Source organism: Enterococcus diestrammenae (genome assembly GCF_049384045.1).
Classification (GTDB): domain Bacteria; phylum Bacillota; class Bacilli; order Lactobacillales; family Enterococcaceae; genus Enterococcus_C; species Enterococcus_C diestrammenae.
Genome location: NZ_JBMRGR010000005.1, coordinates 89,682 through 116,329 on the forward strand (window position 1 = coordinate 89,682; position 26,648 = coordinate 116,329).

The window sequence follows — 26,648 nt, forward strand, 5'->3', positions numbered from 1 at the left end:
ATTGTCTATTCTTTTGTCGATTAAATATTCAACACTTTGTCCAAAAAGTCTTGGGTTCGAGGGTTGGAAGGGTTATTGAAGACTGTCTCTGGTGTGCCATCTTCTAAAAAGCGGCCTTCATCACAGAAGAGGACTCGGTCAGCCACTTCTTTGGCAAAGCCCATCTCATGGGTGACGATCAGCATCGTCATTCCTTTGTGAGCGAGTTTTTTCATAACGTTTAGCACATCCCCTACCATTTCTGGGTCAAGGGCAGATGTTGGTTCATCAAAGAGCATGATATCTGGATCCATCGCTAAGGCGCGGGCGATGGCGACTCGTTGTTTTTGACCGCCAGACAAACTATTTGGCTTGGCGTTTAACTTGTCTTCAAGGCCGACTGTTTCCAACAGCTGAGCGGCTTTTGCTTGGGCCTCAGCTTTGGAGAGTTTGCCTAAGTCAACGGGGGCCAAGGTGATGTTTTCCGCTACCGTCAAATGAGGGAAAAGATTGAAATGTTGGAAAACCATGCCGATGTGCTGGCGTGTTTTATTGATGTCCGTCGACTTGCTCATTAAATCGGAGCCATCGACAATGATGTGACCACTAGTTAGTTCTTCTAAACGGTTTAGACACCGCAGAAAGGTACTTTTACCAGAACCAGAAGGACCGATGATGCACACCACTTCGCCTTCTTGGATGGTGACCGAAATATCGTTAAGCACGGTGTTGTCTCCGTAACGTTTGACGAGATTGTTTACTTGGATTTTTTCAGCCATCTGTTATGCCACCTTCTTTTCGAGTTTCCGTGCGATACGGGTTAATGTTGTAATGACGATCAAGTAAATCAGAGCGATGATCAGGTAGGTATAGGTACTTTGAGACGTTCGTGCCACGATGATCCGGCCTGTTTGAAGCAATTCAGCAACCCCGATGACGGAGATGATTGTCGTGTCTTTCAAGGTGATGACAAATTGATTGACAAAGGAAGGAATCATGATTTTTACGGCTTGTGGCAAAATGATTTTTTGCATGGTGCGACTGTGGGAAAGGCCCAAACTACGGGAAGCCTCCATCTGACCTTTTGGTACCGCGTTGATCCCACCACGGACTAGCTCGGCGATATAGGCGCTGGCATTTAAGGTGAGGGTGATTACGCCGGCGGTAAAATCAGGGATATTAAAGGGGAAGCCGAAGAAAATGAAGAAGGCTAAGACCATCATTGGGATTCCGCGGATGATATCCACGTAAGCGCCGGTGATCACTCTGAGAGCCTTGATTGGGGATACGCTGAAGAGGCCGAAGATGATACCGACAATTGTTGCCAAGGCAAAGGAAAGAACCGCCAAGCCAATCGTTTTTCCGAGACCTTTCAAAAGGATTGGCCAGTTGTTTTTCAATAAGCCGATAAAGGTGTTTTCACTAGATGCGGTAGGGGCGGCCGTGGTGATATAGGTATCGATGATTTCTTGGTATTTGCCGCTATCTTTGAGTTTGGCTAAACCGGCATTGAAAGCTTCTAAGAGTTTTTGATTGGTTCCTTTTTTCACAGCGAAACCATAGGAGTTCCCTTTTTCTGGTTCGCCAATTAGTTTTAGTGGTTGGCCGTTGTTGATAGCGTAGCCTAAAACGGGAAAATCATCGAAAATCGCTTGGACCTTGTTGCTGGTAAGGGCATTGTACAAGGCATCAGCCGCATCATAGGTTTTGATGGAGTAGCCATATTTTTCTTGGTTATCTTGTAAGAAGGTGGCACTTTCTGTTCCGACTTTGGCAGCGACGGTCTTGCCTGCCAACTCTTCGTAGCTAGTGATTTCAGTGTCATCTTTTGCTACCGCCATCTGAATCCCGCTATCGAAGTAAGGCTCGCTGAAGTCAAAATTAGCCTTGCGTTCTTCAGTGATACTCATGCCGGCGATCATACCATCTAATTGGCCGGACTGAACGCCTTGAATCGAGCTATCAAAGCCCAGAGGTCGTAGTTCGACTTCAAAGCCTTGGTCTTTGGCAATGGCGTGAAGGATATCGATATCAATCCCTATGTATTCGTTGTCCTCGTTTTGAAATTCGAAAGGGGGAAAGGTCAAGTCAGTGCCGATTTGGTACGTTTCAGCTGCAAAAACTTGAGGGCTGCCCCAAAGAAATGTTAGAAATCCTAACAAGATGACAACTCTTGTTAGCAGTCGTTTGTGTTGTGTCATATTTCAAACCTCCATTATTTTTGAATGTTCTTTGAGAAAAAAGTTGATTTAGCCACTGTTTTTCCCATAAGAAAAAATATTCTCTAGGGATAATTATAAAGTTCTTAGGAAAACCAAACAAGACAATCCTGTGAATTTCTGTAATTTCTGCTGAGAAGATAACGTTAGATGTTAGGTTATCTTACATATACAGGTTGGAGTAAACTTCCAAAGTATCTGTTAAATTTCCAGAGAGGCCTTACTTAAAAATAGCGAAAATATGTTCGGTGTGATACAATAAGACAGTTGAAGTGTCTCCTGTTTTGCTTTTAGCTGCGAAGCGATTACACTGAGTATAATCATAGAAAAAGGGGTGTGTTGTGATGTTTGAACGAGATACGACCCGCCAGTTTAATCTGGTATCCAAATACCAGCCCGCCGGTGACCAACCGGAAGCCATTGCCCAATTGGTGGAGGGCGTGGTTGGTGGTAAAAAAGCCCAGATTCTCTTAGGTGCTACTGGGACTGGGAAAACTTATACCATTTCCAACCTAATTAAAGAAGTCAACAAACCGACCTTGATCATTGCCCATAATAAAACCTTAGCTGGGCAACTATACGGAGAGTTTAAAGAGTTTTTCCCGGAAAATGCTGTGGAATACTTTGTGAGTTATTATGATTATTACCAACCAGAAGCCTATGTACCGTCTTCAGACACATACATCGAGAAAGATTCGAGTATCAACGACGAAATCGACAAGTTGCGCCATTCAGCAACGAGTGCCTTATTGGAACGCAATGATGTTATTGTTGTGGCTTCGGTTTCTTGTATCTTCGGTTTGGGTTCGCCGATGGAATACCAAAAACAAGTGGTTTCATTGCGAGTAGGGATGGAAGTCAGTCGTGATCAATTGTTACGGCAACTGATTGATATCCAATTTGAACGCAATGACATCGATTTTCAGCGGGGGCGTTTTCGAGTTCGAGGGGATGTCGTGGAAATTTTTCCTGCCTCTCGGGACGAACGAGCCTTGCGGGTGGAATTTTTTGGTGATGAAATTGACCGGATTCGTGAAGTCGATGCTTTGACTGGTGAAATATTAGCAGAGACAGAGCATGTATCGATCTTTCCGGCGACTCACTTTGTCACTGATGAAAATCATTTGGAACAGGCGATTGCAAATATTCAAGCTGAGTTGACGATGCGTTTAAAAGTCTTACGAGACGACAATAAACTATTGGAAGCCCAGCGCTTGGAACAACGCACCAATTACGATATCGAGATGTTACGGGAGATGGGTTATACTTCGGGGATCGAAAACTACTCCCGCCATATGGATGGCCGTAAAGAAGGAGAACCCCCATATACTTTGCTGGATTTCTTCCCAGAGGATTTTTTGATTGTCATCGATGAATCCCATGTCACCATGCCCCAAATCCGCGGGATGTACAACGGAGATCGCTCTCGAAAGCAGATGTTGGTGGATTACGGGTTCCGCTTGCCTTCTGCGTTGGATAACCGGCCGTTGCGCTTGGAAGAGTTTGAACAACATGTCAACCAGATTGTCTATGTCTCGGCGACTCCGGGACCTTATGAAGCCGAACAGACAGATACGGTGGTGCAACAAATTATTCGACCAACCGGTTTGTTGGATCCGGTGATTGAAGTGCGACCAATCATGGGGCAGATTGATGATTTGGTTGGAGAAATAAATGAGCGAGCAGAAAAAGATGAACGGGTCTTCGTCACTACTTTGACCAAGAAGATGGCAGAGGACTTGACGGATTATATGAAAGAACTAGGTATTAAAGTCAAGTATCTTCACAGTGATATCAAAACTTTGGAACGAACAGAAATCATTCGCAATCTCCGCCTCGGTGAGTTTGACGTCTTAGTCGGTATTAACTTACTTCGGGAAGGGTTGGATGTGCCAGAAGTATCTTTGGTGGCGATATTGGATGCTGATAAGGAAGGTTTTTTGCGAAGTACTCGTTCGTTGGTGCAAACCATTGGCCGAGCGGCTCGTAATGCAGAAGGTAAGGTAATCATGTATGCCGATAAAGAAACGGATTCCATGAAACAAGCCATCGAAGAAACGGCCCGACGTCGTAGTATCCAAGAGGCATACAATCAAGAACACGGCATTGTACCGAAGACGATTATTAAAGAGATTCGTGATTTGATAGCCATCACTAAGGTAGCTGAAGATGGCGATACTTATCAAACATTGGCGGATTATGAAGATATGTCCAGTGAAGATCGGGAAACGCTGATTTTGAAACTGGAAAAAGAAATGAAAGATGCCGCTAAAGCCTTGGACTTCGAAACCGCCGCAACATTACGGGATACGATTTTGGAACTAAAAGCCGGCAGTTAAGCTTGAAGTGAAGCTAGCAAAAGTGATTTAGGAGGCCGAAGATGGCAAACGATAAAATTGTAATTCATGGGGCACGGGCCCATAATTTGAAAAATATTGATGTGACGATTCCTCGTGATCAGCTGGTGGTGGTGACTGGTCTATCCGGTTCAGGCAAAAGCTCGCTGGCGTTTGATACCCTCTATGCAGAAGGACAACGGCGCTACGTGGAAAGCTTATCTGCCTATGCTCGACAATTTCTTGGCCAGATGGATAAGCCGGATGTGGATGCCATCGATGGTTTAAGTCCAGCGATTTCCATCGATCAAAAAACGACCAGCAAAAATCCCCGTTCTACGGTCGGGACGGTGACAGAAATCAATGATTATCTGCGCTTGCTCTATGCTCGGGTGGGTCATCCCATCTGTCCTAATGATCATATCGAAATCACGAGCCAATCGGTGGAACAGATGGTGGATGAAGTAATGGCATTGCCTGAACGTACCAAAATCCAAATCTTAGCCCCAGTGGTTTATCAGAAAAAAGGTCAACACAAAAAAGTTTTTGAAATGATTCAACGAGAAGGTTATGTCCGGGTTCGGGTAGACGGTGAGATTTATGAAATTAGTGAAGTTCCGGAACTTGAAAAAAATCGCAAACATGAAATCGCGATTGTCATCGACCGGATCGTGGTCAAAGAGGGGATTCGCTCTCGGTTATTTGATTCTTTTGAAACGGCACTGCGCCTAGCAAAAGGGTATGCAGTTGTAGATGTCATCGGGGAAAAGGAGATGCTTTTTTCTGAGCATTATTCCTGCCCTTACTGTGGCTTTACTGTTGGCGAATTGGAACCCCGGCTCTTCTCCTTTAATGCTCCCTTTGGCGCTTGTCCAGAATGTGATGGTTTAGGGATTAAATTAGAAGTGGACGTGGATTTGGTGATTCCTGATCCTACCAAGACCCTTCGTGAAGGGGCGATTGCACCATGGAATCCCATCAGTTCTCAGTATTATCCAGAGTTGTTGCGACAAGCTTGTGAGAAGTTTGGTATCGATATGGATACGCCTTTTGAAAAACTGCCGGAAGCCCAACAAGAAATCATTCTCCGAGGATCAAACGGTGAGGTTTTCCACTTCCATTATCAAAATGATTTTGGCGGCGTCCGGGATGTCGAAGTTCCTTTTGAAGGGGTCCTCACCAATATTAAACGGCGTTATCATGAAACCAATAGTGATTTCACCCGCGATCAAATGCGTTTATATATGACAGAGCTGACTTGCCAAGCTTGTCACGGTTTTCGTCTAAATCCACAAGCCTTATCCGTGCAGGTAAACGAAAAAAATATTGGGGAAATCAGCGAATGGGCGATTGGCGACTCTTTGGCGTTTTTAAGTCATTTAACATTGACGCAACAAGAAGCAACCATCGCCAAACCCATCATTAAAGAAATCAATGATCGTTTGAACTTTTTACGAAATGTTGGCTTGGATTACCTGACGTTGAGCCGGGCAGCTGGGACCTTGTCTGGTGGGGAGGCCCAACGAATTCGTTTGGCTACCCAGATTGGCTCCAACTTATCCGGTGTCTTGTATATTTTGGATGAACCTTCCATTGGTTTACACCAGCGAGACAATGATCGCTTATTAGATTCGTTACGAAAGATGCGGGATTTAGGCAATACGCTAATCGTTGTCGAACATGACGAAGATACGATGCGGGCAGCTGACTACCTGATTGATGTCGGACCGGGAGCTGGGGATCAGGGAGGCGAAATTGTTGCGGCTGGAAAACCCGAAGAAGTGGCAGCCAACCCTGACTCGATTACTGGTCAGTACCTTTCTGGTAAAAAGAAAATTCCTGTACCGCAAACCCGGCGTGAAGGAAATGGTCAGGCGATTGTGGTAGCTGGTGCTAGTGAAAACAACCTCAAAAATATTACCGTGAAATTTCCACTTGGGAAGTTTATTGCTGTTACTGGTGTTTCTGGTTCGGGGAAATCCACCTTGGTGAATGATATTTTGAAAAAAGCCTTGGCACAAAAAATTAATCGTAATTCCAACAAACCTGGCCGTTACAAAAAGCTAAGTGGCTACGAAAATATCGAAAAAATCATCGATATCGATCAAAGTCCCATTGGCCGGACACCGCGGAGTAACCCAGCCACCTATACCAGTGTCTTTGATGATATTCGTGATTTGTTTGCCAAGACCAATGAAGCCAAAGTACGCGGCTATAAAAAAGGACGTTTCAGCTTTAATGTCAAAGGCGGCCGGTGTGAGGCTTGTAAAGGCGACGGTATCATCAAAATCGAAATGCACTTTTTACCAGATGTCTACGTGCCTTGTGAAGTGTGTCATGGCAAGCGCTACAACTCTGAAACCTTGGAAGTGCATTACAAAGGTAAAAACATTTCAGAAATTTTGGATATGACGGTGGCTGACGCTGTTGAATTCTTTAAGCATATTCCGAAAATTCATCGTAAACTCCAAACGATTGTGGACGTTGGGCTAGGCTATGTCACGTTGGGTCAGCCAGCCACGACCTTGTCTGGTGGGGAAGCCCAACGGATGAAGCTGGCTAGTGAACTGCATAAAAATTCTAATGGGAAGAGTTTTTATATTTTAGATGAACCGACGACGGGCTTGCATACTGATGATATTGCCCGCCTGCTCCAAGTCTTGCAACGGTTGGCGGATGCTGGCAATACGGTATTAGTGATTGAACACAATCTGGATGTTATCAAGACAGCCGATTGGGTGATTGATTTAGGTCCAGAAGGTGGGGCTGGTGGCGGCACTATCATTGGTACCGGTACCCCTGAGGCGATTGCTGCTATTCCTGAAAGCTATACAGGACAGTATTTGAAACGAGTCTTGGTTTAGGACTGGGATTTAGGAGTAAAAGCTTTGTTAAAGTAAATCCTGACAAAAGCGTGAAGCCTTGCTTTACGCTTTTGCTGTGGTATGATAACACTATTAAAAAAATATCTGTGCCAAACAATCGTTTTTTAGACGATATTTGGTAGCAGCAAGTGGAAAGTGGGAAGATTTGTGGAAAATTTCTTCAGTATTTTAGGCGGGATGGGCACCTTGGCTACCGAAAGCTTTGTGCGGATACTTAATCATCGCACCGTCACCCACAAAGACCAAGATTACTTAAATTATGTCTTATTCAACCATGCGACTGTGCCAGACCGTACTGCAGCCATCATCGATCCAGAAACGGCTGAAAGTCCACTGCCTTATTTGCTAGATGACATTGCGAAACAAAATTTGCTACAACCGAACTTTATCGTGTTGACTTGTAATACGGCGCATTACTTTTTTGATACTTTACAAGAGGCAACTAAAATTCCGATTTTACACATGCCCAGAGAAGCTGCTAAAGAATTGCAACGGCGCCAAACTGGTGGTAAAGTTGCCTTTTTAGGAACAGAAGGCAGTGTTAAAGCCGGCGTTTACGAAAAAGAATTGCGGGCTTGTGGCTTTGATGTCATGATTCCTAAACCAAAACTCCAGCAAAAGGTCAATGATTTGATTTATCGCGACATTAAAGAACAGGATTTTTTGAATAAGGATTTGTATTATGAAATTTTGTTTGAGGCGGTAGAGATTTGTGGCTGTGAAAGTGTTGTCTTGGGCTGTACCGAGCTGTCCTTGATGGAAGAATTTGCCAATGATCACTCCTACCAAGTCATTGATGCTCAATCGATTTTAGCTGATTGTACCATTGAACGGGCCCTAAATGATCGTCAGGCGGAAAAGGCTGGGAAACAGTGATCCTCCCTGGGAGAGAAGCAAACTTTTAAAACAAGCGAAACCGATCTGTAGGTGATTTAGCAGATCTGTTTCGCTTTTTTGCTATTTTAAACTCCTATAAGTTTAAAATGATGTGAACTCCTATTTACCAGGTTTTTAGAGAATTTTATATGGTTTTTCGACGGCACAAAAATGGTGAAACGTCGCTTTGTAGAAAGGAAAAGCTGAACTGAAACGGGAAACGCCAAAAATTAAACGTGCTTGGCATTTACCGGTCCAGCAACACCAGAGGAAATCTCTGGAAGCAAGCCCCACTGTTTTTTAAGGGTTGTTTAACAGAAGAGTGGGCTAGTATAGACTATCGCTCCTTGGCCAGCTCTAATTCAGCGCTGTATTTTCGTAAATTTCAGTAAAATGATAGTAAGGACACGCCCGGAATGCTATAATCATTGAGGAACAGTAAAATTAATGAAGGAATCTTTGCGATAGCCTTCGTTTACTTACGAAAATTGATTTGTAAATTTTAGATGAAAATCAGCACCTTTATTTAAGAAAGGGGTAGAACCATGCAAGAAAATTTAAAATTAGTCATTATTACCGGTATGAGTGGGGCTGGAAAGACAGTAGCTATTCAAAGCTTTGAAGATATGGGCTTTTTTTGTATCGACAATATGCCACCTTCTTTGATTCCAAAGTTTTGGGAACTCATCAAGGAATCCGGAAAAATCACCAAAATTGCATTAGTGGTGGATTTGCGATCCCGGTCCTTTTTTGAAGAAATCCAAAGTATGTTAATCGATATTGAAAATACGAACTTTATTGATACCCAAGTCCTATTTTTGGATGCTTCCGATGAAGAACTCGTGTCTCGCTACAAGGAAACTCGCCGGACCCATCCAATGGCGATGGACGGGCTGATTACAGAAGGGATTCGGAAAGAGCGGGCCATCTTGGAAGATTTGAAAACCAAGGCTACGATGGTAATTGATACCACTACGTTGACACCACGGCAGTTACGGGAACGGATCAATGAGCAATTCAAGACTTCTGAAACACAAGGTTTTCGGATCGAAATGGTTTCCTTTGGTTTTAAATATGGCTTGCCGATAGATGCCGACATCGTGATGGATGTGCGCTTTTTGCCAAACCCCCACTATGTCCAAGAACTGCGACCTTTGACAGGGATGGATCAACCGGTGTACGACTATGTCATGTCTTCTGCAGAAACAGAAGATTTTTACGAACGCTTCATCGGTCTGTTGCAAGCCATCATGCCAGGTTACGTCAAGGAAGGCAAAAGCAGTCTGACCGTGGCGATTGGTTGCACAGGTGGGCAGCATCGTTCTGTAGCTTTGACAGAGAGAGTGGGTCAGGCTTTGGCCAAAGAGTACAAGGTGAACATTACCCATCGCGACAAAGATAAGCGGAAAGAGACGGTGAATCGTTCATGAAGATGAAAACCTATCGCATTCGCAAACCGAAAGTTGTAGTGATTGGTGGCGGGACTGGGTTGCCAGTAATCTTAAAAAGTCTTCGCAATGAAAGTGTTGAAATCACCGCCATTGTCACGGTAGCTGATGACGGCGGTTCCAGCGGTGAGATTAGAGAATCCATCGCCATGGCCCCTCCTGGTGATTTGCGCAACGTCTTAGTGGCGATGTCGGATATGCCAAAATTGTATTCGGATATTTTTCAATACCGGTTTAATAAAGAAGATAAATTTTTAGCTAACCATGCCTTAGGAAATTTGATTATTGCGGCCATTGCAGAAATGCGAGGGAGTACCTATGATGCAGTCCAACTATTGACCAAAATGATGCATGTGGATGGACATGTTTATCCTAGCAGTGAAAAACCGTTAGTCTTACATGCCGTCTTTAAAGATGGGACGGAAGCTGTTGGAGAATCAAAAATCGCCTGCGATCGTAAAACGATTGATCATGTCTTTGTCCGTAATCAAGAAGGAGGACATGAGCCAAAAGCAGCTCGCAAAGTGGTTACAGCGATTATGGAAGCGGACATGTTGGTTTTAGGTCCTGGGAGTTTGTTTACTAGTATTTTGCCGAACTTGATGATTTCTGAAATCGGGGAAGCCATCCGTAAAACTGAAGCGGAAACGGTCTATATCTGCAATATTATGACCCAAAAAGGGGAAACCGAGCACTTTACCGATGCCAATCACGTAGAGGTCTTGCATCAACATCTGCAAGATAATTTCATCAATACGGTCTTGGTTAACACCGAAAAAGTCCCAGAAGGCTATATGGATTTTGAGGTCTATGATGAGTATTTGGTCCAAGTAAAACATGATTTTAAAGGTTTACGGGCACAAAATTGCCGAGTGGTTTCCACCGATTTCTTGAAATTGCGAGACGGTGGTGTTTTCCATGATGGGGATAAAGTCGTGGAAGAATTACTAACGATTTTATACGGTGCAAAATCGGTGCACTAATGTAAATGAACGAATCTGAAAAGAAAGGAGGAGTCATCGATGTCTTTTGCTGCTGATGTCAAAAAAGAGTTGACGGGGCTTGAAGTCCATCGGGAACATGCCAAGGCTGAGCTAGCTGCTTTGATCCGGATGAATGGTTCCTTGAGCTTGACCAATCATCAATTTGTCTTGAATGTACAAACTGAAAATGCTGCGATTGCTCGTCGGATTTATACGTTATTGAAGGATCATTTCGATGTTCGTAGTGAATTATTGGTGCGCCGCAAGATGAAACTGAAGAAAAATAATGTCTATATCGTACGCCTGAAGCAAGATACTGAGCGAGTTTTGACAGAGTTGGATATCATGGATGGGATGATGTTCCATAGTCATGTCTCCAATGAAATCATGGGAAATGCTCAAAAAATGCGCTCATACTTGCGAGGTGCCTTTATGGCCTCTGGTTCGGTTAATAATCCTGAGACCAGTCGTTACCATTTAGAAATTTATTCTTTATATGAAGAACATAACCAAGATATTTGCGATATGCTGAATTACTATGATTTGAATGCTCGTACCTTGGAGCGGCGCAACGGCTACATTGCCTATCTAAAAGGGGCGGAAAAAATTGCTGATTTCCTGACTTTGATTGGGGCGACCAACTCCATGTTGAAGTTTGAAGATGTCCGAATTGTGCGAGATATGCGAAATTCCGTCAATCGCTTGGTGAACTGCGAAACCGCTAATATGAATAAAACTATCGATGCGGCCTCTAAACAGATTGAGAATATCCGCTTTATTGAAAATCATGTTGGCCTGCAAGCATTACCAGAAAAACTGCAAGAGATTGCCGAATTGCGTATGGAGCATCCTGAGGTGAGTTTAAAAGAATTGGGTGAGATGATTCCTTCTGGGGCAATCTCAAAATCGGGCATCAATCACCGCATTCGTAAAATCAACGAATTTGCGGATCAATTACGTGAAAATCGTTAACAAAAGAAGCTTATCTTCCCGAAAAAGGAGATAAGCTTCTTTTGTTATACACTAAGGAATCATAAGTTTTAGCAGAAGTCACTAAACTGAGCTAGCAAAATGACAACTGGTCTTTGGTTGGCATTTACCGGTCCACTACAACCCGAGGCACTTACCGGAAACATGACCAACCGGTTTTCTTATGATACTTAAAAAATTATTAGGCTTAATCAAGATAGGTGGATAATTCGGCGATTTCAATACTTTCATCAAAAATATGGTCGTCTAAAATCAAAGTTGGTACGAATTGAATTCTGGCTGATGCCGCTTCTTTTTGGATAGCTGCTGATGTGTGTAGGTCCTGAGCTGGCGCGAGTTCTAGCTGGTTTTGGGCAAATTCCGCCACCTCTTCTAGAGAGAGGGTGCCCCAGGTGTCTTGAGTTTCAAAGATTTTTTCGATAGCTGCCAGTGTTGCTTCCGGATCATCTTTCGGAACAAACTGATGCATGACATTGCCTCGTTGCAAGCTTTCTTTGTCCTTATCTAGTAATTTAATGACGCGGTAAAGTTGACCGGTAGCGACAGCTTCTGTTAACAGGGGATTGGCTTTTTGATACCATTGGCGACAGTAAGGACAACGAAGATTAAGAAACTCCAATAGCAGGTGAGGTGCTTGTGGGTTGCCGATTTTGATGCCATCTGTCTTGTTGGTTGCTTGCGGTTTGATAATGGTGATATCCATGGGTTCCTCCTTGTAATTGGTCTATTTCTTTCTCTTAGTCTAACTGATTTATAAAGAGCCTGCAAAGGATTGTGATTTTATTGTCTGGATGCGACGATTTGCGCCTTCATCGCCATCTTCGTGACTTGAAGGCGTTCGTTCTTGTATTGACACTGAGCGGAATCTCAGAAATTGTTGGCTTCATTAGGCTTTTTAAATGAAAACTCCATCAACTTTTCAAGATTATGTTATACTGTTTAAGAAATATCTGTGCAAAGGGAGTCTGCCTATGTCTTTTAATTTAACGGAATTTTTCGATTTTCGATATTGGAAAGAGATTTTTAGTACTGACATTTTTTCCGTAAGTTTTCTAGTGAATGTTCTGGATATTTTGGTCGTTTGGTATATGATCTACAAACTTATCCAGCTTGTCCGGGGCACCAAAGCGATTCAGCTTTTTAAAGGAGTGGCGATTTTCATTGCGATTCGCTTTGCTGCTGAGTTGATTGGTCTACACACCTTGTCTTGGTTGATGGATCAGATTATTACCTATGGGGTGATAGCCGCGATCGTGATTTTCCAACCGGAAATCAGGCGGGGGTTGGAACATCTCGGTCGCAGCACCTTGTTTAAGACCTCTAAGCAAGAACAGCGAGAAGAAGAAAAGTTGATCAAAGCGTTGGAAAAAGCCGTACAGTATATGTCCAAGCGACGTATCGGAGCTTTGATAACCATCGAACGCAATACTGGTTTGGAAGAGTATATCGAAACCGGCATCCCACTAGATGCGGATATTACCGGTGAGTTACTGATTAATATTTTTATTCCCAACACGCCCCTTCATGATGGTGCGGTGATTGTTCGGCAAGATAAGATTGCCGTAGCCTGTGCTTATCTCCCTCTTTCGGAGAGTATGCTGATTCCAAAAGAATTTGGGACTAGGCATCGGGCAGCAGTAGGGGTCAGTGAAGTCAGTGATGCCTTGACAGTGGTAGTCTCTGAGGAAACCGGTGATGTCAGTATCACTTTAAACAATGAACTGCGCCCTGGACTTACGCAAGAGGAATTTTTAGACACCTTGAACCGTGAGTTAATTCCAGAAGAAAAAACGGACAGCAAGCGCAACCTTCTGCAATCCTTCATCGATGGCGTGACGAAAGGAGGAGGGAAAAAATGATTAAACCCAAATTACGGAGCAACTTGATGTATGGTGTGGTGGCTTTCATTTTTGCCTTAATCCTCTTCTTCAACGCCAATGGTCGCGCTATCCAGTCGCCGATTGGTGGCTCAACTGTCACGACAGAATCCTTTGAAGAGACGGTTAACAATGTGCGCATTGAGGCGTTGTACGATGATGAAAAGTATTATATTCACGGCTACAATCCAACTGTGGCAGTGAAGCTATCCAGTATCAATCGAATCCAACTAAACACTGAAGCCAATGCTGACACCCGAGGCTTTCAAGTCATTGCTGATTTGACTGGTCTAGGGGAAGGCACCCATGAAGTCAAGCTGCGAATTCAAAATATGAGTTCCGCCGTGACCGGTACCATTGAACCAACCAAAATTACTGTAACTATTGAAAGCCGCACCAGTGCTGAAATGCCAGTCGAACCCGCTTATTCAACCAGTAATTTGGAAAGTGGTTTTACCGTTGATAGTGTGGCAGTAAATCCTGAGAAGGTGAATATCACAACTGGCTCCCAAACATTAGCCGAAATCGATCGCTTGGTGGCGACGGTGGATCCGACGAAGCTTACCGACCACAACCTTGAAGAAACCGTGCGAGTTCAAGCTATGGATAAAGAAGGCAACGTCTTAAGCGTCGTGGCAGATCCGCCAGAAGTGACCGTGAATATCACCGTAACAGCACCACAAAAGCAAGTCTACCTTTACCCAGAACAAACGGGAAAGCAGGCTTCAAATGTCGCCAGTTATAATTTATCTTTGGCTGAAAATACGGCTATTATTGGTGGCGAGCAAAGTAAATTGGACACCATCGAAAGTATTGCCGTACCGGTGGATGTTTCCGGCATTACCAAAGAAACAAAACAAAAAGTCCATGTTCCAGTGGAAAGTGGTTTGACTGTCGATCCCACCGAAGTGACGGTGACTATCTCTCCGCGGCTGATGCCAAGTAGCAGTACGCCTAGTAGCTCAGCTGTAGATAGTGGCAAGAGCGAGGAACAGACAAAACCAAGTACTACATCTACAAGTACAGATGAAGAAACAACCACTGAGCAATCAGAGAGCGCTGATGATTCAGCCAGTAAGACGACTAGTGAGGAGTCTGAAGTCTCCACTAGTTCCTCAACTGAAACCACTAGTGAGAGCAGTCAAACTGCTCAAGGGCCCAGTCAAACTACCAGTCAAGGAGATTCTCTCCAAATGGCAGTCAATGATGCTGACGAATCCTCTTCTACTGAAATGAAATAGCAAAAAGCATCTAGTCGATCAGGATTGATGCATCTGTTACAATGGGCAAACTAGTAAGTAAAAGCTAGCGCTGCTTGATTTTTGAGTGTGGCGCTTTAGTAAGACAGCTTGGAGCAATTTACAATACACAAATTATGAAAATGAACGAGGGGTATTAAGAATATGGGAAAATATTTTGGAACTGATGGTGTCAGAGGCGAAGCAAACGTAGAATTGACGCCGGAATTGGCTTTTAAATTAGGTCGTTGTGGAGGCTATGTCTTAAGTCAACACGAAAATAGCGATAAGCGTCCGCGGGTTTTAGTCGGCCGCGACACGCGAATTTCTGGACAACTTTTGGAAACCGCACTGATTTCCGGTTTGTTATCAGTGGGGATTGAGGTCTTTCAATTAGGCGTTATTTCCACACCCGGAGTTGCTTATTTGACTCGTGTCCAAAAAGCCAGTGCCGGTGTCATGATTTCAGCTTCTCACAATCCAGCCCAAGATAACGGCATTAAGTTTTTTGGTGGAGATGGTTTCAAATTGGTAGATGAGCAAGAGCTGGAAATTGAAGCTTTGTTGGATGCCGAAGAAGATTTGCTCCCACGACCATCGGCGGAAGGCTTAGGGACCGTGGAAGAATTTCCAGAGGGGCTATTGAAATATTCTCAATTTCTAGAACAGACTATCCCAGGAGATTTAGCTGGAATGAAGGTTTGTCTAGACGCAGCAAATGGAGCGACTGCCACCACCGTGAATCGTTTGTTTGCTGATCTGGAAACTGAATTTTTCACGATTGGGACAAAACCCAATGGCCTGAATATCAACGATGGCGTCGGTTCGACTCACCCAGAAGCCTTAGCTCAATTTGTAGTTGAAAAAGGAGCAGATGCTGGTTTGGCTTTCGATGGTGATGGCGACCGTGTGATTGCTGTAGACGAACTGGGAAATATCGTGGATGGCGATAAGATTATGTATATCTGTGCGAAATACTTAGCTGAGAAAAAACGCTTGAAACAAGCTACTATTGTAACCACAGTTATGAGTAATCTGGGTTTCCATAAAGCCGTTGAAAATATTGGCTTGAAAGATGTGATCACGCAAGTTGGCGACCGGTATGTCGTCGAAGAAATGCGTAAAAATGATTACAACTTCGGCGGGGAACAATCCGGTCATATGATCTTCCTGGATTTCAATACAACTGGTGATGGGATGCTTTCCGGGATCCAACTGTTGAACATCATGAAGCAAACCGGAAAAAAACTTTCTGAATTGGCTAGTGAAGTGACAATTTATCCGCAAAAATTGGTAAATATCCGCGTGTCTAACAAAGACGGAGCGATGGAAGTACCAGCTATTGCTAAAGTAATCGCAGAAGCGGAAGCTGAAATGAATGGTGAAGGTCGCATTTTAGTCCGCCCTTCCGGTACCGAGCCTTTACTCCGGGTAATGGCTGAAGCACCAACCGATGAAAAAGTAGCCTACTATGTTGAGAAAATTGCAGCCGTTGTTCGTGAAGAGATTGGTTTGGATTAATTTAAAAATGTGACTGAAGGGGTTGTGACAAAACCCTCAGTCTCGCCTGCAGAAATTGAACGTTACTATACGTGAGAAGCAAGTAAAAGAAGCTGATCCTCCAATATTTTTTATTGGAAGATCAGCTTCTTTTCAATTCCTATAAATTTCAAACGCTGACTAGAATACCGTAATTCAATAAGTGATAAAAAAGTTTACCAACAAAATCGGTTAGTCCTATTGTAGGTAAGCTCTATAGTTAGCATTTACTGCTCCTATACCCGAGAAATTTATCGAAAACAAGGCAACCGACTTTTTTACTCAAGTTTAGCAGCCGGTGGTCAGCTTGCTGAAAATAAAGCCATTTTTGGAACTAAGGAATAAAACGTGACCTAGCGAAGGGGATGAAACCCTAAAGCTTTACGGTTACGCCTTAATTGCGTTATTCTTAATAGAGAATGGAGGGGTTGAGATGGACTTTATCAAACAACACCCATTAGCAATTTATTTAATCATTGTCAATATCAGTCTTTTTTTATTAATGGGCTTAGATAAACTGAAAGCAAAGATGGATAGCTGGCGGATTTCTGAAAAAACGCTTCTATTATTAGGATTAGTTGGTGGCGGTTTAGGTGGGATTCTCGGTCAGCAAGTCTTTCACCACAAAACACGAAAAGTATACTTTACGATCTGTTTTAGCTTAGGGTTGCTGTTCGCAATCGGAGGCGTGGTTTGGTATTACTTCAGGTAAAGTCAAAAAAAGCGGGGCAGGCCTTGCATATTGAGGAGTAAACTATGAAAAAGCGAGCGGCACTAAAGGCCCTGCTAAATATTCTATTTGTGATTGGGATATTTATTATTTTGGGTTATTTGATCAAAAATTCCTTAAGAGATATTTTGGCACAATTATTTCAGACACCACCTTTGATAGTAGGAGGTGTGATTCTTTGTGGAAGCCTGTACATACTAGTCGAGGGGGAAAACCTGCGAAAGATGGCGGGAAGCTTTCAGAAAACGTTTAGCAGAGGCGATGGGGCTCTGGCTATGTGTTACGCTGCTTTTTATCGTTTGGTTACTTTCGGCGCAGGAACTTTAGTGGCGGAGGTCAATTTTTATCATAGCAAGGGATTGCGTCTATCTCAGGGAGTCGGGGTCACCGCGCTGCACATGGTGATGTATAAGGTCGCCTTATTTACCTGGGCCTTGATCAGTCTGATCCTGCAGCTGGTCTTCTTCCAAGGAGTACGACCGCTGATTCTCTGGCTAGTTTTATTTGCCATGGTTGTGACTTTTGTGATTGTTGCGGTGTTGTTATCTTTAACCTTGAGTCTGAAGTTTCAGGTTTTGTTTGTCAAATTTAGCAATAAATTTATGAAACGCAAACAATTTCAGAATGCCGTGGATAAGATCAACTTGCAAATCTATTCATTGCGAGAAGCTGTGGACAGTATCCTACTAGAGCGGCCGTTAATCTTTCGTATTTATTTGTTGAATCTTTTGAAAGTGGTTTTCTGGTTTGTCATCCCTTACTTGGTACTGGCACCAAAACACCCGGAGTTGAATTTCTTTTTAGCTTTTGGGTTGACGAGTTTCGCAGTGATTTTAGCCGGATCAATCCCTACACCAGCGGGAATTGGGTCCTTTGAGTTTGTCTATTTGCTCTTATTTAAACCCTTAGTAGGAACTGTCGATGCGGTTAGTTCACTGCTTTTGTATCGTTTCGCATCATATGTCTGGCCCTTTTTGATTGGATTTGGGTATTTTTTGGTAAGTCAGCGACGGAAGATTCAGACGGAGATTCAGGAAAGTAAAGAAGATGAGGGGAAGGAAGAAACTTAAGGGACCGGTTGTTTTACAGATGAAAAGAATAGTAAAAGTAAGTGTAAATGTTTGACCAATGTTGACCAAAAGAGTATACTAATTTTTGTAAGGTTGGGTGCAACCTTATCCTTCATGACAATTACTAGCTTTGAGTAATCTGCTCAGAGCTTTTTGGTGAATCAAGGGGTCTCGTTAGGCTCTTTTCAATCACCAACTGAACATGCTAGAAAGGGCGTGAAGTAATGAACATTGAAAAAATGACAACGACTTTACAAGAAGCCATAGCTGAGGCACAACAAATCGCAGTGACTCGCCACCACCAAGAAATCGATATTCTCCACCTGTGGAAAATTTTTCTACAAGCCAATCATTTTGGGCGTAATTTTTATACCGATGCCGGCTTAAACGTGGAGGCTTTTGAAGCAGAAGTCGATCGTTTATTGGATGAATACCCAACGATTGAAGGTGGCAATGTCCAATACGGTCAATCGATGAGTCAAAATTTGTATCGCTTATTGCAAGAAGCAGATCAGCTACGTCAAGGTTTTGAAGACGAATTTTTATCAACAGAAATCGTGATCTTGGCTTTGATGAAGCTTAAAAACTTTTCTTTGACCAAATACTTAACCAGTCAAGGTTTGACGGAAAAAGAAATTCGTAAAAATATAGAAGAGATGCGGGGAGGGGAAAAAGTGACCTCACAAAATCAAGAAGAACAATACAAAGCCTTAGAAAAATATGGGGTGGACCTCGTTCAACAAGTCAAAAATGGCAAGATGGATCCGATTATTGGTCGAGATGAAGAAATCCGCGATGTCATCCGGATTTTGAGTCGTAAAACGAAAAACAATCCTGTTTTAATCGGTGAGCCTGGTGTGGGTAAAACCGCTATCGTCGAAGGGTTAGCCCAACGAATCGTGCGAAAAGATGTTCCTGAAAATTTGAAGGACAAGACGATTTTTTCTTTAGATATGGGAGCGTTGATCGCTGGTGCCAAGTTCCGTGGTGAGTTTGAAGAACGTTTGAAAGCTGTGTTGCAAGAAGTTAAAAAATCAGATGGACGCATCATACTCTTTATCGATGAAATCCATAATATCGTAGGTGCTGGCAAAACAGAAGGCTCCATGGATGCGGGAAATCTATTGAAACCGATGCTGGCTCGTGGTGAACTTCATACCATCGGTGCGACGACTTTGGATGAATATCGCCAATATATGGAAAAAGATAAAGCCCTAGAGCGTCGTTTCCAAAAAGTCTTGGTGAAAGAACCAACTTTGGAAGATACCATTTCCATTTTGCGAGGCTTAAAGGAACGTTTTGAAATCCATCATGGCGTAAATATTCATGACAATGCTTTGGTAGCGGCAGCAACCTTATCAGATCGTTATATTACCGACCGCTTTTTACCGGATAAGGCGATTGACTTAGTGGATGAAGCCTGTGCGACGATTCGTGTGGAAATGAATTCGATGCCGACTGAATTGGACCAAGTAACCCGTCGTTTGATGCAGTTAGAAATTGAAGAAGCTGCGTTGAAGAAAGAAACCGACGATGCCTCGAAAAAACGTTTAGAAACCTTGCAGGAAGAATTGGCCGAACTTAGAGAAGAAGCCAACGCTATGAAGATGCAGTGGGAGACGGAAAAAGAAGAAGTCAATGCCGTTTCCACTAAACGAGGAGAAATTGATCGAGCACGCCACGAGTTGGAAGATGCCGAAAACAATTACGATTTGGAACGAGCAGCAGTCTTGCGGCACGGTACAATTCCTCAATTGGAAAAAGAATTGGCGCAATTAGAGGACAAAGCCCAAAAAGATGATTTGAAAATGGTTCAAGAATCGGTGACGGAAAACGAGATTGCCACTGTCGTTGGACGCTTGACCGGTATCCCCGTGACCAAGCTGGTGGAAGGGGAACGGGAAAAACTCATGAAACTCAATGAGACCCTTCACAATCGCGTAATCGGTCAAAATGAAGCGGTCGATGCAGTCAGTGATGCAGTTATCCGGGCACGGGCGGGTTTACAAGACCCGAATCGACCATTAGGCTCATTCCTATTCTTAGGGCCAACTGGTGTCGGTAAAACGGAGTTGGCTAAAGCTTTGGCTGAAAACCTCTTTGATTCGGAAGACCACATGGTGCGGATTGACATGAGTGAGTATATGGAAAAACACGCGGTCAGTCGTTTGGTGGGGGCACCTCCAGGCTATGTGGGCTATGAAGAAGGAGGCCAATTAACTGAGGCGGTCCGACGCAATCCTTACACGATCGTTTTGTTGGATGAAATCGAAAAAGCCCATCCCGACGTCTTCAATCTGTTGTTGCAAGTCTTGGATGACGGTCGTTTGACAGATTCACAAGGCCGAGTTGTCGATTTCAAAAATACCGTTTTGATCATGACCTCAAATATCGGTTCACAACTGCTCCTAGAAGGGGTAACTGCCGATGGGAAGATCCCAGAAACTATTTCAGAACAAGTGATGACCTTATTGCGAGGCCACTTCAAACCAGAGTTTTTGAATCGGATTGACGATACGATTTTGTTTACCCCTCTTTCTTTGGAAAATGTCAAAGGAATCGTGGACAAGATTATCGCACAACTTTCCCGTCGCTTGGAAAACCAAGAAATCTATTTGGAAATAGACGATAGCGCCCGTACTTGGATCGCAGAAAAATCTTATGAACCAGCTTATGGTGCTCGGCCGTTGCGTCGTTTCATCACTCGTGAGTTGGAAACACCATTGGCTAAAGAGATTGTTTCTGGTCGGGTGATGCCGAAAACGAAAGTGACGATTCATCTGTTGGACAATCAGCTAGTCTTTCAAAATGAAGCATTAGTGGAAGAATAAACCAATAAAAGAGAGGATAGGCAGCATTTGCCAATCCTCTCTTTTCGTTTTCATCAAAAATAATCGCTAAAATAAGCTTCGGTATCGGGGATGATATGCTCCAAAGTTTTCAAGGTTTGAGCATCTGTGGTTAAGCGTTCAATGCGAGCCAGATAAGAGGCTCTGCGATAATTCATCAACAGACAACTTAAAGTCTGGATATCAAGAACGACCGCTTCACCCAAAGCTTCGCGGGTGACGAGGGCGCGATTGTCTTTTGCCGACCAAGTGAGAGAGAAATTATCATTGTTCCAAGTAGCCACTGGATCAGTCACCTGAAAATGAAAACTCTGGTCAAAAGCGGTGAAGGGAAATTGTGCCAAAAATTGCTCGACATCCACGATTCGGGCCATGTAGTAAGGCTCGATAGTTTCTTTAATCTGACTGTCCTCCAACAAGAAAGCTAAGGGTTCATTTTTATATATATCCCCTTTGACCCAATAGACCATCGAAAAATGAGCGGAGACGAAATTCCAGAGACCATTTCTAGCCTCTTGATTTAAATAAAACATCTCTTTAATATGAAAGACTTCTTCGGCTACCCAATAAAAGAGTACCCCTTGAGGCTTCCCTTGGGCATCATAGTAAATCGCGGCAGTCCGTTCCTCTTCATTTTCATAACGCCAGTATTCTTCCCAGTGAAAGCTTGAGCGGGTTAAGGCACCGTGATTGGCAGCCGCAAACTGATTATAAACCGTGTAAACATCGGCATCAGTGACTCCTTTACGTTCCACCGTTCCCGAGACGGTGACAGGTTTTGGCAACTGGGTGTCGCGGATTTTGAAACTGAGTTTATCACTCATAATTTCCCAGCCTTTGCGACGATAGTAGGGGATGTTATAGGGATATAGATAACTAATCCACTGCTCATCTTCTCGCATATTACTCAAAGCCACCCGGATCAATTCTTGCATTAAACCGTGACCAGCATATTCCGGATAGGTACCTACTCCGGTGACCCCTCCCATTTTGTAGCTAGTTCCGTGGATATTGACTTCACAAGGATAAATGGCAATCTGACTGATTAACTGATCCTGGTGAAACCAGCCAAAGACCTTGGACAAATCCAAGATTGGTTGTTTGGATTTGATCATTTCCTTTTTACTATCATAGCCACTTTCTTCAATGTCCGCATCGGTGATTTGAAAAACATAAGCCAATAATTCATTAAATTGTTGCACGTGTTCGGGACCCAAGGGGCGGATTTCTAGATCTTGTCTGAAATCTGATTCCATACTTTCAACTCCAATAGACTTTTTTTCATTATAGCAGAAGTTTCCAGCTCCTTCATGTTTGTCTGATTCTTAAGAGAAACTTTTTCGATGGATTCAAATGAAATCATCTCTTAAAAAATCAAGAAGAGGAATCACTCCGTTTTTAGCAGGAAAGATTTCTTGTCAAGGAAGATAATTAGCGATGAGAGTTCTTGGTCCATATTCTTGGTCTATTGATGAAAGGGGTGTGCTTGGCTCAAAGGGAAAATGACCAGCGACAACGATCCAGATTTTCTCTTGTGATACAAGCAAAAAACTTTGCTCACTGATTGAGATGTGTTATTTTTGGCTCCGTAAGCTGAATCTATTCAGCAACAAAGGAGGAAATCTAATGAGCGAGTTAAACGTACAAGAGGTTATGGCTTTAATCCCAAATCGTTTTCCAATATATTATATTGATGCCGTGGAGTCCTTAGAGCCGGGTAAAAAAATCCGCGCCAAAAAGAATATCACCTTCAATGAAGACTTTTTCCAAGGGTATTTCCCTCAAGATCCTCAGATGCCGGGAACCTTGATTTTAGAAACCTTGGCGCAAGCCGGGTCCGTTTTAATTTTGAAATCACCAGCCTTTCTGGGGAAACGAGCTTATATCGGTGGGATTAACCGGGCCAAATTTCATGAGAAAGTCTACCCTGGAGATGTACTTTTCTGTGAATTTGAAATAATCAAGCTAAAAGGCCCCGTGGGAACAGCCAATGCGGCGGCTTACGTTGGCGAAAACTGTGTCTGTGAAGCAGAATTCACCTTTATCGTTAATCAAGAAGCTTAAGAAAATAAGAAATCATCGGTCGTTACTGCTAAAATCGAGGAGTCGCCTTTTAGAAAAAATCTAAGGGCGACTCCTCTTTGAATTAGCTAGACCTAGAAAGCAGGAACACTAGCCATCATAGTAACGAAAGTCAGCTCTTTCATAGTCTCGATGAGCATCTAGTTTATGAAGAATCATACTGTTATAAGTAACAAAATAAAAGCAGCCCGTGTTGCTAAACCAGGGTTTTTTACGGAAGAAAACTACACTTCTTGTTGTGTTAAGGATGTTCGAGAACTGAAGACGCTTTTGTACATAGGCTACATCTAAGCAGAAAAACTATGCTAGACTAGCAAATGTCACCAGTTTTTAGTTGATATTACCCATCACACCACAATAATGAGGGTCTCTCAAGAAGCAAGGTTTCCCCCTTTTCTGATAGCTGACGGAAAATTCCTTTAAATTCCTCAGTTTCGTTGGTATAATGAGAAGGCTGGAGTAAATTATCAAAAGCCGTAGTGAAATGCTGCGAGGCATTTTTGAAATTGAAGGTACCAGGCTCAGAGGGGCATTTGAAAGAATATGAAATGAGGAATCAAGTTGAACTTACAAGAAATGCAAAAACGGCAAGAACGGATTCGTAATTTTTCCATTATTGCTCATATCGATCACGGAAAATCCACCTTGGCGGACCGGATTTTGGAACAAACGCATACCGTGACCAAGCGGGAAATGCAAGATCAACTGTTGGACTCCATGGATTTGGAGCGGGAACGAGGCATTACAATCAAGTTAAATGCCATTGAATTAAATTACACAGCTAAAGACGGGGAAACCTATATTTTCCATTTGATTGACACGCCTGGACACGTGGATTTCACTTACGAAGTGTCCCGAAGTTTGGCGGCTTGTGAAGGTGCTGTATTGGTAGTGGATGCGGCTCAAGGGATTGAAGCGCAAACGTTGGCTAATGTTTATTTGGCCTTGGATAATGATTTAGAAATCTTACCGGTGATCAATAAAATCGATTTGCCGGCTGCCGATCCCGAACGTGTTCGGCAAGAGATTGAGGATGTTATCGGTATTGATGCGTCTGAAGCTGTCCTCGCCAGCGCCAAAGCCGGTATTGGGATTGAAGATATTTTGGAACAAATCACCACCAATGTTCCAGCTCCTGATGGCGATCTCGAAGCACCTTTGAAAGCGTTGATTTTTGACTCTGTTTATGATAGTTACCGTGGGGTTGTCTTAAATATCCGAGTGATGGATGGTGTCGTGCGTCCTGGCGATAAAATTCAGCTGATGAGTAATGGGAAGACCTTTGAAGTGACCGAAGTGGGCGTCTTTTCACCAAAAGCTATTCAACGGGATTATTTGATGGTAGGGGATGTTGGCTATATCACTGCTGCTATCAAAACCGTAGCAGATACGCGAGTGGGGGATACTGTCACTTTAGCCGAGAATCCAGCTACAGAAGCACTCCCTGGGTATCGAAAAATGAATCCGATGGTTTATTGTGGGTTATATCCAATCGATACATCTCGTTACAATGATTTACGGGAAGCCTTGGAAAAACTGCAATTAAACGATGCGGCCTTACAATTTGAACCAGAAACCTCTCAAGCTTTAGGGTTTGGTTTCCGATGTGGTTTCTTAGGATTATTGCATATGGATGTTGTCCAAGAACGCTTGGAGCGAGAATTCAATCTGGAATTGATTACCACTGCACCATCTGTTATTTATCATGTTAACAAGACCGATGGCAGTGTGGCAGTCGTGGACAATCCAGCTGATTTTCCTGATCCGGTGACGATCCAAGACGTGGAAGAACCTTATGTCAAAGCTCAAATCATGGTGCCAAACGATTATGTGGGGGCAATTATGGAGCTTTCCCAACGAAAACGTGGCGATTTTGTCACGATGGATTATTTGGATGAATACCGGGTTAATGTGGTTTATGAAATCCCTTTGTCTGAAATCGTCTTTGATTTCTTTGACAAACTGAAATCCTCCACCAAAGGCTATGCTTCTTTTGACTACGAAATGTCTGGCTACCGGCCAAGCAAATTAGTGAAGATGGATATCTTGTTGAACGCCGAAAAAGTCGATGCTCTAAGCTTTATCGTTCACCGAGATTTCGCATACGAGCGAGGCAAGGCGATCGTGGAGAAACTAAAACAATTAATCCCCCGTCAACAATTCGAAGTCCCAATTCAAGCTGCTATCGGACAAAAAATCGTCGCTCGCTCCGATATCAAAGCCTTGCGGAAAAACGTCTTGGCGAAATGTTACGGGGGGGATGTTTCCCGAAAACGCAAACTTCTTGAGAAACAAAAAGAGGGGAAAAAGCGCATGAAGCAAATCGGTTCAGTGGAAGTGCCACAGGAAGCCTTCATGGCCGTTCTGAAAATGGACGAGGACGAACCTAAGAAGAAATAAGGGTTTTGGGCGTATGCCCAGAACCCGTTTTTTTGATTTTCCCACATTTTTCCCACACGAAACTTCAATGTGGGAAAAATTAGTTAAATTAAAGTTGGTTTGATTGCATCATCTGCTCGAAAATATCCACGGTATCTTGTTTCATTTTTTTAGTCACATGGGCGTAGGTGTCCATAGTGGTAGACAGTCGCGAATGGCCCAACCTTGTTTGGATTTCTTTAGGCTTTGCTCCATGTTCTAAAAGCATGGTGGCGTGCGTAAGACGAAAAGAATGGAAGTTAAAATCAACACCTGTTTTCTTTCTCAATACAGCGGTGTACCACTTGATTGAGTTTGGAGTGACTGGTTTGCCGTTTTCTTTGACACAAACAAAATCTGTATCTGTGTATCTTGTGCCGTAGGAAACACGATTCTCTTTTTGACGCAGCTTCATCTTTTTGAGAATCGATAGAAGAGTATTGCCAATCAGTATCGTACGATAAGAAGACTTTGTTTTTGGTGTGCCAATGACAATCTTTTTTCCATCGTTGATCATGATACGTTCGACTGTCAACGTGCCGCGTTCAAAATCGATGTCCTTCCATTGCAACCCGCAGACTTCGGCGCGTCTTAGTCCTGTCTGGAAACTAATCATCATTGGGAGATAGTAAGGGTCACTAGGTTGTACAGCAGTAGACAGCTTTTTAAAGTCTTCCATTGAGATTATTTTCAGATCCCCACGATCCCGCCATTCTTTTTCATCGTATGTTGGGACCTTCGCATATTGAGTTGGGTCTTGCTTTAGAAACTGGTAGGGGAACACAGCCATCTGGAATGCTTTGTTCAAAACGCCTTTAGTAATTCCAAGAGTTTGTCTGGCAAATCCTTTTCAAACTCTTGATTTAATAAATCTTGAATAGTGCCAGCTTTGATTGACTTTAAGTGATAGTCCTTAATGTAAGGGTAGATATGGTTGTCTAAAATACCGCGATAATTCTTCTGAGTGTTTAGCTTGAGATTAACCATTAATAGAAAATAGCTACAAATAGTTTGTACACCTGCTGTACTAGAGCGCTTCACCAGCTAGTTGTGATGATTGAAGCATAATGGCAGGAGTGAAAAGACTAGAAAATTTAGTGAAGGTAGCAAGGCTCATATCGTGTTTGTG

General features: G+C 43.2%; 20 protein-coding genes. 14 read left to right on the forward strand and 6 right to left on the reverse strand.

What is annotated here, in order from left to right:
- Window positions 1–20: 20 nt before the first annotated feature.
- A complete protein-coding gene (locus ACO03U_RS05315) occupies window positions 21–758 on the reverse strand; it encodes an amino acid ABC transporter ATP-binding protein (RefSeq protein WP_204686658.1) in 738 nt (245 codons plus the stop codon).
- A 3-nt stretch (window positions 759–761) separates the two neighbouring features.
- Entirely contained in the window at window positions 762–2,180 is a 1,419-nt protein-coding gene (locus ACO03U_RS05320) for an amino acid ABC transporter substrate-binding protein/permease (protein WP_204686659.1), read from the reverse strand.
- Window positions 2,181–2,542: 362 nt separating this feature from the next.
- Between ACO03U_RS05320 and uvrB the strand changes: the two genes are divergently transcribed.
- From uvrB to whiA, 6 genes are all read left to right on the forward strand, one after another.
- Complete coding sequence (gene uvrB / locus ACO03U_RS05325) at window positions 2,543–4,537, forward strand: excinuclease ABC subunit UvrB (RefSeq protein WP_161868889.1); 1,995 nt, start codon at window positions 2,543–2,545, stop codon at window positions 4,535–4,537.
- Between the two features lie 41 nt (window positions 4,538–4,578).
- Complete coding sequence (gene uvrA, locus ACO03U_RS05330) at window positions 4,579–7,398, forward strand: excinuclease ABC subunit UvrA (RefSeq protein ID WP_161868888.1); 2,820 nt, start codon at window positions 4,579–4,581, stop codon at window positions 7,396–7,398.
- Between the two features lie 168 nt (window positions 7,399–7,566).
- The gene (locus tag ACO03U_RS05335) at window positions 7,567–8,295 is read left to right on the forward strand and encodes an amino acid racemase (RefSeq protein WP_204686660.1); all 729 of its coding nucleotides are present in this window, start codon (window positions 7,567–7,569) and stop codon (window positions 8,293–8,295) included.
- A 545-nt stretch (window positions 8,296–8,840) separates the two neighbouring features.
- Window positions 8,841–9,725 (forward strand): RNase adapter RapZ, encoded by an 885-nt coding sequence (rapZ, locus tag ACO03U_RS05340; protein WP_204686661.1) that lies wholly within the window; start codon window positions 8,841–8,843, stop codon window positions 9,723–9,725.
- Complete coding sequence (locus ACO03U_RS05345) at window positions 9,722–10,726, forward strand: gluconeogenesis factor YvcK family protein (RefSeq protein ID WP_161868885.1); 1,005 nt, start codon at window positions 9,722–9,724, stop codon at window positions 10,724–10,726. Before rapZ ends, ACO03U_RS05345 begins: the two co-directional genes overlap by 4 nt.
- Window positions 10,727–10,765: 39 nt before the next feature.
- Window positions 10,766–11,698 carry a DNA-binding protein WhiA gene (gene whiA, locus ACO03U_RS05350; RefSeq protein ID WP_161868884.1) on the forward strand — a complete coding sequence of 311 codons (933 nt, stop codon included), beginning with the start codon at window positions 10,766–10,768 and terminating at the stop codon, window positions 11,696–11,698.
- 205 nt (window positions 11,699–11,903) lie between these two features.
- Here whiA and ACO03U_RS05355 read toward each other — a convergent pair whose 3' ends face one another.
- Complete coding sequence (locus ACO03U_RS05355) at window positions 11,904–12,419, reverse strand: thioredoxin domain-containing protein (RefSeq protein ID WP_204686662.1); 516 nt, start codon at window positions 12,417–12,419, stop codon at window positions 11,904–11,906.
- Between the two features lie 268 nt (window positions 12,420–12,687).
- Here ACO03U_RS05355 and cdaA point away from each other — a divergent pair, with 268 nt between their 5' ends.
- The 6 genes from cdaA to clpB all read left to right on the forward strand — a co-directional run bounded on the left by cdaA (window position 12,688) and on the right by clpB (window position 21,001).
- Window positions 12,688–13,575, forward strand: a complete 888-nt coding sequence (gene cdaA, locus ACO03U_RS05360; protein WP_161868882.1) for a diadenylate cyclase CdaA — start codon at window positions 12,688–12,690, stop codon at window positions 13,573–13,575.
- Window positions 13,572–14,834, forward strand: coding sequence for a CdaR family protein (locus tag ACO03U_RS05365; RefSeq protein ID WP_204686663.1), 1,263 nt, complete (start codon window positions 13,572–13,574; stop codon window positions 14,832–14,834). Before cdaA ends, ACO03U_RS05365 begins: the two co-directional genes overlap by 4 nt.
- 162 nt (window positions 14,835–14,996) lie before the next feature.
- Window positions 14,997–16,352 (forward strand): phosphoglucosamine mutase, encoded by a 1,356-nt coding sequence (gene glmM, locus ACO03U_RS05370; protein ID WP_204686664.1) that lies wholly within the window; start codon window positions 14,997–14,999, stop codon window positions 16,350–16,352.
- A gap of 451 nt (window positions 16,353–16,803) precedes the next feature.
- A complete protein-coding gene (locus tag ACO03U_RS05375; RefSeq protein ID WP_161868876.1) occupies window positions 16,804–17,082 on the forward strand; it encodes a DUF1294 domain-containing protein in 279 nt (92 codons plus the stop codon).
- 44 nt (window positions 17,083–17,126) lie between these two features.
- Window positions 17,127–18,170: a lysylphosphatidylglycerol synthase transmembrane domain-containing protein gene (locus ACO03U_RS05380; RefSeq protein ID WP_204686665.1), complete on the forward strand. Its 1,044-nt coding sequence runs from the start codon at window positions 17,127–17,129 to the stop codon at window positions 18,168–18,170.
- Between the two features lie 224 nt (window positions 18,171–18,394).
- The gene (gene clpB, locus ACO03U_RS05385) at window positions 18,395–21,001 is read left to right on the forward strand and encodes an ATP-dependent chaperone ClpB (RefSeq protein WP_204686666.1); all 2,607 of its coding nucleotides are present in this window, start codon (window positions 18,395–18,397) and stop codon (window positions 20,999–21,001) included.
- A gap of 53 nt (window positions 21,002–21,054) precedes the next feature.
- Here clpB and ACO03U_RS05390 read toward each other — a convergent pair whose 3' ends face one another.
- Window positions 21,055–22,275: a GNAT family N-acetyltransferase gene (locus ACO03U_RS05390; protein WP_204686667.1), complete on the reverse strand. Its 1,221-nt coding sequence runs from the start codon at window positions 22,273–22,275 to the stop codon at window positions 21,055–21,057.
- A gap of 370 nt (window positions 22,276–22,645) precedes the next feature.
- On the opposite strand from ACO03U_RS05390, the gene fabZ reads away from it, so the two are divergent.
- Together fabZ and lepA are read left to right on the forward strand one after the other, a co-directional pair.
- Entirely contained in the window at window positions 22,646–23,083 is a 438-nt protein-coding gene (fabZ, locus tag ACO03U_RS05395) for a 3-hydroxyacyl-ACP dehydratase FabZ (protein WP_161868872.1), read from the forward strand.
- A 594-nt stretch (window positions 23,084–23,677) separates the two neighbouring features.
- A complete protein-coding gene (gene lepA, locus ACO03U_RS05400) occupies window positions 23,678–25,501 on the forward strand; it encodes a translation elongation factor 4 (RefSeq protein ID WP_423104414.1) in 1,824 nt (607 codons plus the stop codon).
- Window positions 25,502–25,589: 88 nt separating this feature from the next.
- Here the strand turns inward: lepA and ACO03U_RS05405 are convergent, their stop codons facing one another.
- A complete protein-coding gene (locus tag ACO03U_RS05405; protein ID WP_204686669.1) occupies window positions 25,590–26,327 on the reverse strand; it encodes a site-specific integrase in 738 nt (245 codons plus the stop codon).
- Complete coding sequence (locus ACO03U_RS05410) at window positions 26,324–26,506, reverse strand: tyrosine-type recombinase/integrase (protein WP_204686670.1); 183 nt, start codon at window positions 26,504–26,506, stop codon at window positions 26,324–26,326. Before ACO03U_RS05410 ends, ACO03U_RS05405 begins: the two co-directional genes overlap by 4 nt.
- Window positions 26,507–26,648: the final 142 nt, after the last annotated feature.